Raw genomic sequence first — 13,357 nt, forward strand, 5'->3', positions numbered from 1 at the left:
GATGAAACGACTCGTTCTGCATAACCGCTTCTTCTGGCTGTTCCTCGTGGTGATGTTCGCGCTGCCGGTGCTGCCGGGCATGGTGCGCGTGCCCGAATACTGGATCACGCTGCTCAACTACATCGGCCTCTATTCGATCGTCGCGATCGGGCTCGTGCTGCTCACCGGTATCGGCGGGATGACGAGCTTCGGGCAGGCGGCGTTCGTCGGGCTCGGCGCCTATGCGACCGCGTATCTGACGACGCAGTACGGCGTCTCGCCGTGGCTCGCCTTGATCGTCGGCGTGCTGATCACGGCGCTCGTGGCGCTTGCGCTGGGCCTCGTGACCATGCGTCTGTCGGGCCATTTCCTGCCGCTTGGGACGATTGCTTGGGGCCTCGCGCTGTTCTTCCTGTTTGGCAATCTGGACATGCTCGGCAAGTACGACGGCATCAACGGCATTCCGGTGCTCAATGTGTTCGGCGTCGAGCTGGAGTCGGGGCGGCGCATCTATTACCTGATCTGGGCGGTGGTGCTGGCGTCGGTCGTCTCGGTGCAGAACCTGCTCAACAGCCGCACCGGGCGAGCGATACGCGCGCTGCGCGGCGGCGGCTTGATGGCCGAGGCGATGGGCGTCAACACGGCCTGGATGCGCGTGGTGATCTTCGTCTATGCCGCGGTTCTGGCGGCCGTCTCGGGCTTCTTGTACGCCCATTTGCAGCGTGCGGTGAACCCGACGCCGTTCGGCCTGAATCACGGCATCGAGTATCTGTTCATGGCCGTCGTGGGCGGCGTGGCGCACGTCTGGGGCGCGGTGCTGGGCGCGGCGATTCTCACGGTGCTGCAGGACTGGCTGCAGACGCTGTTGCCGAAGCTGCTCGGCGAGAACGGCAATTTCGAAATCATCGTGTTCGGGATTCTGATGGTGCTGCTGCTGCAATACGCGCGGCGTGGCGTTTGGCCGTTCGTGGCGCGCTTTTTCCCGCGCGGGCCGCAGGCGCATGTGCCTGAGCATGCCGAGCCTTTGCCGCAGCGCAGCAAGCCCGAGGCGGGCGAGATGCTGCTGACGGTCGACAAGGTGCGCAAGCAGTTCGGCGGTCTGGTCGCCGTCAACGACGTGAGTTTCGAGGTGAAAGCGGGGCAGATCATCGGTTTGATCGGCCCGAACGGTGCGGGGAAATCGACCACCTTCAACCTCGTGACGGGCGTGCTTCAGCCGACAAGCGGCGCGATCACGTTCCGCGGCGAGCGCATCGACCGGCTCACTTCACGTGAAATCGTCGCGCGCGGCATCGGTCGCACTTTCCAGCACGTCAAACTCTTGCCGACGATGACGGTACTGGAGAACGTCGCGATCGGCGCGCATCTGCGCGGTCACTCGGGCGTGCTGCGCAGCGTGGTGAAGCTCAATGCGTCGGAGGAAGGTCGGCTGATGAGCGAGGCGGCGAAGCAACTGCGCCGCGTGGGCCTCGAGCAGCACATGTACGACGAGGCGGGCAGTCTCGCGCTTGGCCAGCAGCGGATCCTGGAAATCGCGCGAGCGCTGTGCTGCGATCCGACCTTGTTGCTGCTCGACGAGCCGGCGGCGGGCCTGCGTTATCAGGAGAAGCAGCAGTTGGCCGCTTTGCTGCGCAAGTTGAGAGAAGAGGGGATGAGCGTGCTGCTGGTCGAACACGACATGGATTTCGTGATGAATCTCACCGACCGGCTGGTCGTGATGGAGTTCGGCACGCGCATTGCCGAGGGTTTGCCGGAAGAAGTGCAGAAAGATCCGGCCGTGCTCGAAGCCTACCTGGGCGGGGTGGAATGATGACGTCGCCCGTACTTGAAGTCTCCAATCTCGCGGTGCGCTATGGCAAGATCGAGGCGCTGCATCAGGCCGCCATCAAGGTGGGCGCGGGGCAGATCGTCTCGGTGATCGGCCCGAACGGCGCCGGGAAGTCGACGTTGCTGAACGCCATCATGGGCGCATTGCCGCAGACCGGGCACGCGAGCGGCCGCATTGCCTACCTCGGCGAGGAAATTGGCGTGTTGCCTATCGAGCGCCGTGTCGCGCGCGGCATGTGTCTCGTGCCGGAGAAGCGCGAGTTGTTCGCGTCGATGACGGTCGAGGACAACCTCGTGCTCGGCGCGTATCGGCGCAAACGGGCAGGGGAGCGCAACTTCCTCGATCAGCTCGATCATGTCTTTCAGCTGTTTCCGCGCCTCAAGGAAAGGCGTGCGCAGGCGGCCGGCACGTTGTCGGGCGGCGAGCGGCAGATGCTGGCCGTCGGTCGGGCGCTGATGGGCAAACCCGATCTGTTGATGCTCGACGAACCTAGCCTGGGCCTCGCGCCGCTGATCGTGAAGGAAATCTTTCACATCATCAGCGCGCTGCGCCAGACGGGCGTTGCGACGCTGCTGATCGAGCAGAACGCGCGGGCGGCACTGCAAATTTCGGATTACGGCTACGTGCTGGAAACTGGCGATCTCGCGCTCGAAGGGCCGGCGAGCGAGCTGGCGCAGAATCCGCGCGTGATCGAAACGTATTTGGGTTTGGCCAAGAAGCCCGTCTGATCTCGTCAGTTTCTGCAGAACTCGGCGGCGTGTTTCACGTGAAACACGCCGTTTTTTTTCGACAAAGCGTGGAACGAAATTCGGGCGTGAACGGCCCAAAACCTGAAACCGTTATAATTCGCGCATACCACTTTTTCTGAGAAGGCTCACGCGGTCAAATTGTCCGTGCGTGAGGTCCCGCCATGCTTTTCCCAACAGAGTTTGACGTAATTGTCGTCGGCGGCGGTCACGCCGGCACCGAGGCCGCGCTTGCCGCTGCCCGCATGGGCGTGAAGACGCTCCTGCTCACGCACAACATCGAGACGCTTGGTCAGATGAGCTGCAATCCGTCGATTGGCGGTATTGGCAAAGGCCATCTGGTTAAGGAGGTCGATGCGCTCGGCGGCGCAATGGCCGCTGCGACGGACGAGGGCGGCATTCAGTTCCGCATCCTCAACTCGTCGAAGGGCCCCGCTGTGCGTGCGACGCGCGCCCAGGCTGACCGTATTCTGTACAAGGCCGCGATCCGCCATCGCCTGGAGAATCAGCCGAATCTGTGGCTGTTCCAGCAGGCCGTGGAAGATCTGATGGTCGAAGGCGACCGTGTGGTCGGCGCCGTGACGCAGGTCGGCCTGCGCTTCCGCGCACGCGCGGTGGTGCTCACGGCCGGTACGTTCCTCGACGGTAAGATCCACGTGGGCCTCAATAACTACACGGGCGGTCGCGCAGGCGACCCCGCCGCAGTGACGTTGTCGGCGCGCCTGAAGGAACTAAAGCTGCCGCAAGGCCGCCTCAAAACGGGCACGCCGCCGCGTATCGACGGCCGCACGATCGATTTTTCGGTGCTCGAAGAGCAGCCGGGCGACCTCGATCCGGTACCGGTGTTCTCGTTCCTTGGCCGCGCGGAGCAGCATCCGCGGCAGATTCCGTGCTGGGTCACGCATACTAACGAGCGCACGCACGACATCATTCGCGGCGGTCTCGACCGTTCGCCGATGTACACGGGCGTGATCGAAGGGGTGGGGCCGCGCTATTGCCCGTCGATCGAAGACAAGATTCATCGCTTCGCGTCGAAGGAATCGCACCAGATCTATCTGGAGCCGGAAGGCCTGACGACGAACGAGTTCTACCCGAATGGAATCTCGACGAGCCTGCCGTTCGACGTGCAGCTGGAACTGGTGCACTCGATGCGCGGCCTCGAGCACGCGCACATCCTGCGCCCCGGCTATGCGATCGAATACGATTATTTCGACCCGCGCGGCCTGAAGGCGTCGCTGGAAACGAAGGTCATCAACGGGCTGTTTTTTGCGGGCCAGATCAACGGCACCACGGGCTATGAAGAAGCGGCTGCGCAAGGCCTGCTCGCCGGTATCAACGCCGGTCTGCAAGTGCAGGGCAAGGATGCATGGTGCCCGCGCCGCGATCAGGCTTATCTCGGCGTGCTGGTCGACGATCTGGTGACGCGCGGCGTGTCGGAGCCGTATCGTATGTTCACGAGCCGTGCGGAGTATCGTCTGAGTCTGCGTGAAGACAATGCCGATATGCGCCTGACTGAAATCGGCCGCGAACTCGGTGTTGTCGATGACGTGCGTTGGGATGCATTCAGCCGCAAACGCGACGCTGTTTCACGTGAAACCGAACGCCTGAAGTCGACATGGGTGAATCCGAAGACATTGGGCGCGGAAGAAGCGACTGCACTGCTCGGCAAGCCCATCGACCACGAATACAATCTCGCGGACTTGCTGCGCCGTCCTGGCGTCAGCTACGACGGCGTGTGCGGTCTGCGTGGTGGCGCTTGCGGCCCCGAAGCGCCGCTGGCCGACGACGAAATCCTGCTCGCGCAGATCAAGGAGCAGATCGAGATCGGTGTTAAATATCAGGGCTATATCGATCGTCAAGCGGACGAGATCGAGCGCAATGGCACGCACGAGAACACGCGTTTGCCCGAGGGCATCGATTACGCGGAAGTGCGTGGTCTGTCGTTCGAGGCGCGCCAGAAGCTCAATCAGTTCCGTCCGGAAACCATCGGTCAGGCCTCGCGCATTTCGGGCATCACGCCCGCCGCGATCTCGCTGCTGATGGTGCATCTGAAGCGCGGCCTCGGCCGTCGCCGCCAGAAGCCCGCCGACGCGGGTAACGACACGACGCCGGTGGCTCAATGAGCGGCCGCGCACGTCAACCCGGTATCGCCGATCGCGGCGCACTTTCGCAGATGCTGAAGGAGGGCGCTCAGGCGCTCTCCGTCGAATTGAGCGAGCGTCAACACGAACAACTGCTGGACTACGTCGCATTGCTCGCGAAGTGGAACGCCGTCTACAACCTGACGGCAATTCGCGATCCGCGCCAGATGCTGATCCAGCACATCCTCGATTCGCTTTCGATCCTGCCGCATCTGCCTTCACGTGAAAACACGGCGGTGCTCGACGTGGGGTCGGGCGGTGGTTTGCCGGGCATCGTTCTCGCGATCGTGCGTCCCGACTGGCAAGTCACGCTGAACGACATCGTGCACAAGAAGTCGGCGTTTCAGTCGCAAGCGAAGGCCGAACTCGGCCTCGCGAATCTCTCGGTCGTGACCGGACGAGTCGAATCGCTGCGACCTGGTGTCGAAGTCCCTAAAAAATTCGATTTGATCGTCTCGCGGGCATTCGCGGAACTGTCCGATTTCGTTACACTGGCCCGTCACCTCGTTGCGGACGGCGGCGCGATCTGGGCGATGAAGGGCGTGCGCCCCGAAGGCGAGATCGAGCGCTTGCCGGAAGGCGCGAAGGCAATCCAGACGATTCGCCTCACCGTGCCGATGCTCGATGCGGAACGTCACCTGACGGAAGTCACGGTCGAACCGGTTGCCGCGGCCTGAGTTGGCCGCACACAGGATCGTTGGCCGATCGGTCGAATAGCGCGGCTGCGTTGCTCGCGCTATAACGTATGCAAACTTTTTAAGGCAGTAAAGGGACACATAAAAGATGGCAAAAATCTTCTGCGTTGCGAACCAGAAGGGCGGCGTCGGCAAGACGACGACAACGGTCAATCTCGCCGCGAGCCTCGCATCGCAGGGACAGCGTGTCCTTCTCATCGACCTCGACCCGCAAGGCAATGCCACGATGGGCAGCGGCATCGACAAGGCGGCGTGTGAATACACCGTCTATGAAGTGCTGGTCGACGGTATTACCGTGCCGCAGGCGCGTACGAGCCCGGAGCAGGTGGGCTACGACGTGCTGCCGGCCAATCGCGAACTCGCCGGCGCCGAAGTGGAGCTGGTCTCCGTGGAACAGCGCGAGCGCCGTCTGAAGAACGCACTGGCGCAAGTGGACGATGAATACGACTTCGTGCTGATCGACTGCCCGCCCGCGCTCTCGCTGCTCACGCTCAATGGCCTGTGCGCGGCGCATGGCGTGGTGATTCCGATGCAGTGCGAGTACTTCGCGCTCGAAGGTCTGTCAGACCTCGTGAACACCATCAAGCAGGTGCACGCGAACATGAATCGCGACCTGAAGGTGATCGGCCTTCTGCGCGTGATGTTCGATCCGCGCATCACGTTGCAGCAGCAGGTTTCGGAGCAACTCAAGGAGCACTTTGGCGACAAGGTGTTCGACGCCGTGATCCCGCGCAATGTGCGGCTTGCGGAAGCGCCCAGCTACGGTTTGCCGGGCGTGGTGTTCGATCGCGCCTCGCGCGGCGCGCAGGCCTACGTGCAATTCGGCGCGGAAATGATCGAGCGCGTACGCGCACTCTGACGCAGACTGGAGAAGCACGATGAACGCAGTAGCACGAAAAAAGGGGCTGGGTCGAGGACTGGAAGCACTGCTCGGCGGTAGCGCGGACATCACCGAAGCAGTGAAGATCGAGGGCGCGCCCAACACGCTGCCGCTCACGCAGATGCAGGCGGGCAAGTATCAGCCGCGCACGCGCATGGACGAAGGCGCGCTGCAGGAACTGGCGGCGAGCATTCGCGCGCAGGGTTTGATGCAGCCGATTCTCGTGCGTCCGGTCAGCGCGAATCGCTACGAAATCATCGCGGGCGAGCGACGTTTTCGCGCGGCGCACATTGCCGGCCTGACCGAGGTTCCGGTGCTCGTGAAGGATGTGCCCGATCAGGCCGCCGCCGCGATGGCGCTGATCGAGAACATCCAGCGCGAAGACCTGAATCCGCTCGAAGAGGCGCAGGGCATCCAGCGGCTGCTCGACGAGTTCGGTTTCACGCATGAGCAGGCGGCGGAGTCGGTGGGGCGCTCGCGCAGCGCGGTGTCGAATCTGCTGCGTCTGCTGAACCTGGCGGCGCCGGTGCAGACCATGCTGCTCGCGGGCGATCTCGATATGGGCCACGCGCGCGCGCTGCTCGCCGTTGACGCCGCCACGCAGATCACGCTCGCGAACCAGGTGGTCAACAAGCGTATGTCGGTGCGTGAAACCGAAAAGCTCGTTTCGGCGACGACCAAGGCCGCACCTGCGGTGAAGGCGAAGGCTGCGCACGATGGCGGGCGCGACACGCGCCGCCTCGAAGAAGAGTTGTCGGATCTGCTGTCCGCGACGGTGAAGATCAAGCTCGGCCGACGCGGCCGCGGCCAACTCACCGTCGATTTCGGCGATCTCGATGCACTTGACGGCATTTTGCTGCGTTTGCGCGGCGAAGCTGCGGTTTAACGCACGTTTCCGTACACGGTGCAGGAATCTGATGCCGCGCAACGCGGCCCCCTGAGTCTGCTGCGCCGGATCGGCGCATTTGCGGCGGGCGAGCCGGTGCTGACGATACTCGTCGCCGCGCTCGTGCTGCTGCAGATCTTCGCGCCGCGCGCGTGGAGCACGCTGCCCGGGCTCGTCGACTGGCAAACGGTGATGACGCTGGCCGGCCTGCTCATCCTCACGAAAGCGATCGAATATTCAGGATTCCTGACCTGGGTCGCGCACAAGCTGGTCCATCGAATTCGCTCCGAGCGCGCGTTGGCGTTTCTGCTGATCGGTCTGGCGGCGGCCTTGTCGACGGTCGTGACGAACGACGTTGCGCTATTCGTCGTCGTGCCGCTGGTGTTGTCGCTGCACAAGCTCACGCCGTTGCCGCTCAAGCGCCTCGTGATTTTCATCGCGCTGGCCGTGAACGCCGGTTCCATCCTGACGCCGCTCGGCAATCCGCAAAACCTGTTTCTCTGGCAGTTGAGTGGTGCGGCATTTGGTCGCTTCGTTGTCGCACTGGCGCCGCTCTGCGCGCTGCTGATGGCGATGCTGTTTGCGCTCGCAGCGCTGCTTTTCCGGCCGACCGCGCTCGATCTGAGCTGCGACGCAGAGGCGCATGGCGTCGATCGCACGCTCGCGGGCGTGGCCGCCGTGCTGTTTGTCGCGTTCGTGCTGCTCGCCGATGCGCACCGCGCCGGCCTTGCGCTCGCGGGCGTGGCTGCCGGGTTCCTGATCTGGCGCGCGCGCATCGTGGTGAAGATCGACTGGCTGTTGCTGCTGATTTTCGTGCTGATGTTCATCGTCCTGCGCAGCGCGGCGGCGCTGCCGTGGATTCATCACGCGCTGGAGGGCCTCGCGCTGCAGACACCGGTACGCGCCTATCTGGCGGGCGCCGTGCTCTCTCAGGCCATCAGCAACGTGCCGGCGGCCATCGTGCTCGCGGGTTTCACGCACGACTGGCGCGCGCTGGCGTACGGTGTGAGCGTCGGCGGCTTCGGCCTCGCGATCGGCTCACTGGCGAATCTGATCGCCGTGCGTCTGTCGGGCGAGCGGGGCGTCTGGCTGCAGTTCCACCTCATCGCGATCCCGTTCTGGGTGGCTGCGACAATATGCGGCGGTCTCGTGTTGTATTTTTCCTGACAGAAATGAGACAGGTCAGCGACATAAACGTGGTTACAAGGTAAAATCGCGCCCCGTTTTGCCTGGCTCTCCTGAGTGCAGAACGTGCGGTGAACGCTCCCTTACATTTTCCGTTACCCCTCGGGTAATGGTGCGTTTTCCGCATGATGAAGTAGCATTTCACGGGTGTTATTGAGCGGGCTAAAGTCTTGAATTGGCTGCAACTATCGCTTACAATCGCCCGGATTTATTTGGTTGGCGATGCCGTAAGCACGTTGTAATAAAGCGCGCGAAAGGCAAATATCCGGAATAACGCGATGGTGGGTCACAGGCCAGACGAAGCGCCGCAGGCGCATGAAGGGCCCGATGGTCCGCGTAGCGCGATCGAAGCATCCCGCCGGGGGCAGGGTGCGGGAACGGAGAAAGCAGGAGCCGCGGGTTCGCGTGTCGATCACAACGATCGCTGGGACCAGCTGGACGCCGATCAGCAAGATAACAACGACATCGTTCCGCTCACCCGGACTGAAGCCGAGCAGCTGTTCGGTGCGCAGGTGAGTCGCCCATCGCGCGTCACGCCGTTTCGTGTCGTGGCGGCGCAAGTGGTTTTGTCCCTGGTTGCTACGCTGTTGTGGTGGCTGTTTTATACGCCACCGGGTGCGGCTGCGCCGAGCAGTGTGCCGATCTCGGCGCTGCTGGGAGGAGCGATCTGCTGGGTGCCCGGCGCGTTGTTCGCCGCGCGGCTCAAGCAGTTGAGCGGCGCCGGCACCGTAATGAACTGGATGCTCGGTGAAGCATTCAAGATGGGGGCGACGATTGCGATGTTCGTCGCCATCGCGTTCTGGTATCGCGACGTGCAGTGGATTCCCCTGCTCATCACGTACCTGATCGCACTGAAGACATACTGGATCGCGCTCGCGTGGCGCTGAATCCCGCCAACATCGCGCCGCCTTCGGGCGTAGAGGCGATGGAGGCGAAGATCAGCTGGCCCATGCGGAGCAAATAAGACACGATCCGCGGCGGTGCGTTCCCGCAATCTGGTTGGCGCGGGAACGGCCGGAAACGATTTTCGACAATTTGGGTGGTTTTAACGATATGGCAGCCAGCGAAGGAACGCGCGCTCTGGATCCGTCCGAGTACATTGCGCACCACTTGCAGAATTTTTCCACCTCGCATCAGACGTCGATCGTCGATTTCCACGTCTGGAACATCGACACGCTGTTCTGGTCGATCCTGTGTGGTGTCGTCACCATCCTGCTGCTGTTCGTCGCCGCACGCAAGGCCACGTCGGGCGTGCCGGGCCGCTTCCAGTGCGCCATCGAAATGCTGGTCGAAATGGTCGAAGACCAGTCGAAGTCCATCATTCACGGCAACCGTAAATTCATCGCTCCGCTGGCCCTGACGGTGTTCGTCTGGGTGGCGCTGATGAACTCCCTCGACTTCATCCCCGTCGACCTGCCGGGCCGCGTGATCGGCTGGCTGGGTCTGTCCGAAGCACTCCCGCATCAGCGCATCGTCCCGACCGCCGACCTCAACGGCACGTTCGGCATCGCGCTCGGCGTGTTCGTGCTGATGATCTATTACAACCTCAAGATCAAGGGCCCCGGCGGCTTCGCCCACGAGCTGCTGTCGGCGCCGTTCGGCTCGCATCCGCTGCTGTGGATCCCGAACCTTGCACTCAACATCATCGAGTTCGTCGCCAAGACGGTTTCGCTCGCCCTGCGGTTGTTCGGCAACATGTATGCCGGCGAACTGCTGTTCCTGCTGATCGCCCTGCTGGGCAGTCTGTGGACCTTCGGCGCGGATTCGACGGTGCTTGGCTTCATCGGCCACGTGATTGCAGGCAGCGTCTGGGCGATCTTCCACATCCTGATCGTTCTGCTGCAAGCGTTCATTTTCATGATGCTGACGCTGGTGTACATCGGCCAGGCACACGACAGCCACTAAACGGCGGTCGGACCAGAATTGCAGTTTTAAGTTTTAAATCCCCAGTTCCAGAAAATCTCACAAAGGAGTGATCATGCAAGCTTTCATCGCCAACATCCAGGGTTTCACGGCCATCGGTATCGGCATCATCATCGGCCTGGGTGCAATCGGCGCCTGTATCGGTATCGGCCTGATGGGCGGCAAGTACATCGAAGCCTGCGCACGTCAGCCTGAACTGATGAACCCGCTGCAGACGAAGATGTTCCTGCTGGCTGGTCTGATCGATGCAGCGTTCCTGATTGGCGTGGGTGTTGCAATGCTGTTCGCGTTCGCTAACCCGCTGCTCTCGAAGCTCGCGGGCTAAGTTCCCTGGAAGGTTGCGCCTGACCTATAACGGTTAAGGGCGCATGGCGGAACGGGAGACGAGGCGCTGATCGAGTTTCACAACCGATGAGCGCCTTGCCGTTTCAATTCCCCGGAATAGCAACGTTTAAGGAAACACCGTGAATCTCAACGCAACCCTGTTTGCGCAAATGGTCGTGTTCCTGATCCTCGCGTGGTTCACGATGAAGTTCGTGTGGCCGCCGTTGATCAACGCCCTCGACGAGCGCTCGAAGAAGATCGCGGACGGCCTCGCCGCTGCGGAAAAGGGCAAGGCGGAACTCGAAGCCGCGCACAAGCGCGTAGGCGAGGAACTCGCTACGGCCCGTAACGAGGGCCAAAACCGTATCGCCGATGCGGAAAAGCGCGCTCTCGCAGTCGCTGAAGAAATCAAGGCCCAGGCCCACGCCGAAGCAGCGCGCATCATCGCGCAAGCCAAGGCTGACGCGGACCAGCAAGTCGTCAAGGCACGCGAAGTCCTGCGCGCCGAAGTCGCCGCGCTCGCCGTGCAAGGCGCCGAGCGGATCCTGAAGCGCGAAGTCGATCAGTCGGCGCATGCCGATCTGCTGAATCAACTGAAAGCCGAGCTCTGATCATGGCCGAACTTGCAACCATCGCCCGCCCGTACGCAGAAGCCCTGTTTGGCGTGGCCGAAGCTGGTGACACCGCCGCCTGGTCCACGCTCGTTACGGAGCTGGCACAGGTTGCGGCCATGCCCGACGTGCTGTCGGTCGCGTCGAGCCCGAAAGTGAGCCATGCCCAGGTCGTCGAGCTGCTGCTGTCGGCGGTGAAGTCCCCGCTCAAGGATTCGGCCGAGGCCAAGAACCTCGTGCAGATGCTGGTCGCGAATCACCGCCTGGAACTGCTGCCGGAAATCCACGCACAGTTCGAAGCGCTCAAGAACGCGAAGGCCGGTGCGGCCGATGCGCTGATCGTCAGCGCGTTCCCGCTCGAAGGCACCCAGTTGAACGACCTCGTCGCCAGCCTCGAACGCAAGTTCAAATGCAAGCTGAAGCCCACCGTTGAAATCGACAAGTCGCTGATCGGCGGCGTGCGTGTCACGGTCGGCGACGAAGTGCTCGATACCTCGGTCCGCGCGCGGCTCGCCAGCATGCAGGTGGCACTGACCGCTTGAGCGTCCCGGTGAACGCACCGAACGCAGCGGCTGGCACGCAACAGAATTGAACATCAGGAGCGAATAATGCAACTCAATCCCTCTGAGATCAGCGAGCTGATCAAGAGCCGGATCCAGGGCCTTGAAGCGAGCGCAGACGTTCGCAACCAGGGCACCGTGATCTCCGTGACCGACGGCATCGTGCGCATCCACGGCCTGTCGGACGTGATGCAGGGCGAAATGCTCGAATTCCCGGGCAACACCTTCGGTCTCGCGCTGAACCTCGAGCGTGACTCGGTCGGCGCCGTGATTCTGGGTGAATACGAACACATTTCGGAAGGCGACGTCGTCAAGACGACGGGCCGCATTCTGGAAGTGCCGGTGGGTCCGGAACTGATCGGCCGCGTGGTCGATCCGCTCGGCAACCCGATCGACGGCAAGGGCCCGGTCAACGCCAAGATGACCGACGCGATCGAAAAGATCGCTCCGGGCGTGATCTGGCGTGAAGGCGTCTCGCAGCCGGTGCAAACCGGTCTGAAGTCGATCGACGCAATGGTGCCGATCGGCCGTGGCCAGCGTGAGCTGATCATCGGCGACCGTCAGTGCGGCAAGACCGCGGTGGCCGTCGACACGATCATCAACCAGAAGGGCAAGGACCTGATCTGTATCTACGTCGCCATCGGCCAGAAGGCGTCGTCGATCCAGAACGTGCTGCGCAAGCTCGAAGAAACCGGCGCGATCGACTACACGATCGTCGTGGCCGCTTCGGCTTCGGAATCCGCTGCGCTGCAGTACCTCGCACCGTACGCCGGCTGCACGATGGGCGAATACTTCCGCGACCGCGGTCAAGACGCCCTGATCATTTATGACGATCTGACCAAGCAAGCTTGGGCATACCGCCAGATCTCGCTGCTGCTGCGCCGCCCGCCGGGCCGCGAAGCTTACCCCGGCGACGTGTTCTATCTCCACTCGCGTCTGCTCGAGCGCGCTGCACGCGTGTCGGCCGACTACGTCGAGAAGTTCACGAACGGCGAAGTCAAGGGCAAGACGGGTTCGCTGACGGCACTGCCGATCATCGAAACGCAGGCAGGCGACGTCACGGCATTCGTTCCGACGAACGTGATCTCGATTACCGACGGCCAGATCTTCCTGGAAACCGACCTGTTCAACGCAGGCATCCGCCCGGCAATCAACGCCGGCGTGTCGGTGTCGCGTGTTGGCGGTGCGGCTCAAACGAAGGTCGTGAAGAAGCTGTCGGGCGGTATCCGTACCGACCTCGCGCAGTACCGTGAACTGGCGGCATTCGCCCAGTTCGCCTCGGACCTCGACGAAGCGACCCGCAAGCAGCTCGAGCGCGGCCGCCGCGTGACGGAACTGCTCAAGCAGCCCCAGTACCAGCCGCTGCAAGTCTGGGAACTGGCTGTGGCGCTGTTCTCGGCCAACAACGGCTACCTCGACGACATCGATGTCGCCGAAGTCCTGCCGTTCGAAAAGGGCCTGCGCGAATACCTGAAGTCGAAGCACGCTGACCTCGTCGCGCGCATCGAGGACAAGAAGGACCTGTCGAAGGACGACGAGAACGCGCTCCACGCGGCTCTCAAGGACTTCAAAAAGTCCGGCGCATATTGATCCGTCCGG

13 protein-coding genes are annotated in these 13,357 nt (G+C 62.6%); all 13 read left to right on the plus strand.

Annotated elements, in window-relative coordinates; genetic code table 11:
• Position 1: 1 nt before the first annotated feature.
• The 13 genes from SB764_RS14380 (at position 2) to atpA (ending at position 13,348) form a co-directional block, all read left to right on the plus strand.
• On the plus strand, positions 2 to 1,789 hold the full coding sequence (locus SB764_RS14380; RefSeq protein WP_410863858.1) for an ABC transporter permease subunit: 1,788 nt from the start codon (positions 2 to 4) through the stop codon (positions 1,787 to 1,789).
• On the plus strand, positions 1,786 to 2,535 hold the full coding sequence (locus SB764_RS14385; protein WP_110327856.1) for an ABC transporter ATP-binding protein: 750 nt from the start codon (positions 1,786 to 1,788) through the stop codon (positions 2,533 to 2,535). The genes SB764_RS14380 and SB764_RS14385 overlap by 4 nt, the downstream gene beginning before the upstream one ends.
• Positions 2,536 to 2,717: 182 nt before the next feature.
• Positions 2,718 to 4,676 carry a tRNA uridine-5-carboxymethylaminomethyl(34) synthesis enzyme MnmG gene (mnmG, locus tag SB764_RS14390; protein WP_321854348.1) on the plus strand — a complete coding sequence of 653 codons (1,959 nt, stop codon included), beginning with the start codon at positions 2,718 to 2,720 and terminating at the stop codon, positions 4,674 to 4,676.
• Positions 4,673 to 5,371: a 16S rRNA (guanine(527)-N(7))-methyltransferase RsmG gene (gene rsmG / locus SB764_RS14395; RefSeq protein ID WP_074982845.1), complete on the plus strand. Its 699-nt coding sequence runs from the start codon at positions 4,673 to 4,675 to the stop codon at positions 5,369 to 5,371. Before mnmG ends, rsmG begins: the two co-directional genes overlap by 4 nt.
• 106 nt (positions 5,372 to 5,477) lie before the next feature.
• The gene (locus SB764_RS14400) at positions 5,478 to 6,248 is read left to right on the plus strand and encodes a ParA family protein (protein ID WP_065061758.1); all 771 of its coding nucleotides are present in this window, start codon (positions 5,478 to 5,480) and stop codon (positions 6,246 to 6,248) included.
• A 19-nt stretch (positions 6,249 to 6,267) separates the two neighbouring features.
• Positions 6,268 to 7,155 carry a ParB/RepB/Spo0J family partition protein gene (locus tag SB764_RS14405; protein ID WP_410863860.1) on the plus strand — a complete coding sequence of 296 codons (888 nt, stop codon included), beginning with the start codon at positions 6,268 to 6,270 and terminating at the stop codon, positions 7,153 to 7,155.
• Positions 7,156 to 7,206: 51 nt separating this feature from the next.
• Positions 7,207 to 8,322 (plus strand): SLC13 family permease, encoded by a 1,116-nt coding sequence (locus SB764_RS14410; RefSeq protein WP_410863905.1) that lies wholly within the window; start codon positions 7,207 to 7,209, stop codon positions 8,320 to 8,322.
• A gap of 296 nt (positions 8,323 to 8,618) precedes the next feature.
• Positions 8,619 to 9,227 (plus strand): ATP synthase subunit I, encoded by a 609-nt coding sequence (locus tag SB764_RS14415; RefSeq protein ID WP_321892283.1) that lies wholly within the window; start codon positions 8,619 to 8,621, stop codon positions 9,225 to 9,227.
• A gap of 166 nt (positions 9,228 to 9,393) precedes the next feature.
• Entirely contained in the window at positions 9,394 to 10,245 is an 852-nt protein-coding gene (gene atpB, locus SB764_RS14420; protein ID WP_065061756.1) for a F0F1 ATP synthase subunit A, read from the plus strand.
• A gap of 73 nt (positions 10,246 to 10,318) precedes the next feature.
• Complete coding sequence (gene atpE / locus SB764_RS14425) at positions 10,319 to 10,588, plus strand: F0F1 ATP synthase subunit C (protein ID WP_028203308.1); 270 nt, start codon at positions 10,319 to 10,321, stop codon at positions 10,586 to 10,588.
• A 139-nt stretch (positions 10,589 to 10,727) separates the two neighbouring features.
• Entirely contained in the window at positions 10,728 to 11,198 is a 471-nt protein-coding gene (locus SB764_RS14430) for a F0F1 ATP synthase subunit B (protein ID WP_410863862.1), read from the plus strand.
• Between the two features lie 2 nt (positions 11,199 to 11,200).
• Positions 11,201 to 11,740 carry a F0F1 ATP synthase subunit delta gene (locus tag SB764_RS14435; protein ID WP_065061754.1) on the plus strand — a complete coding sequence of 180 codons (540 nt, stop codon included), beginning with the start codon at positions 11,201 to 11,203 and terminating at the stop codon, positions 11,738 to 11,740.
• Between the two features lie 66 nt (positions 11,741 to 11,806).
• Positions 11,807 to 13,348: a F0F1 ATP synthase subunit alpha gene (atpA, locus tag SB764_RS14440; protein ID WP_065061753.1), complete on the plus strand. Its 1,542-nt coding sequence runs from the start codon at positions 11,807 to 11,809 to the stop codon at positions 13,346 to 13,348.
• Positions 13,349 to 13,357: the final 9 nt, after the last annotated feature.

The organism is Paraburkholderia sp. SIMBA_027 (genome assembly GCF_046535315.1).
GTDB classification, from domain to species: Bacteria; Pseudomonadota; Gammaproteobacteria; order Burkholderiales; family Burkholderiaceae; genus Paraburkholderia; species Paraburkholderia tropica.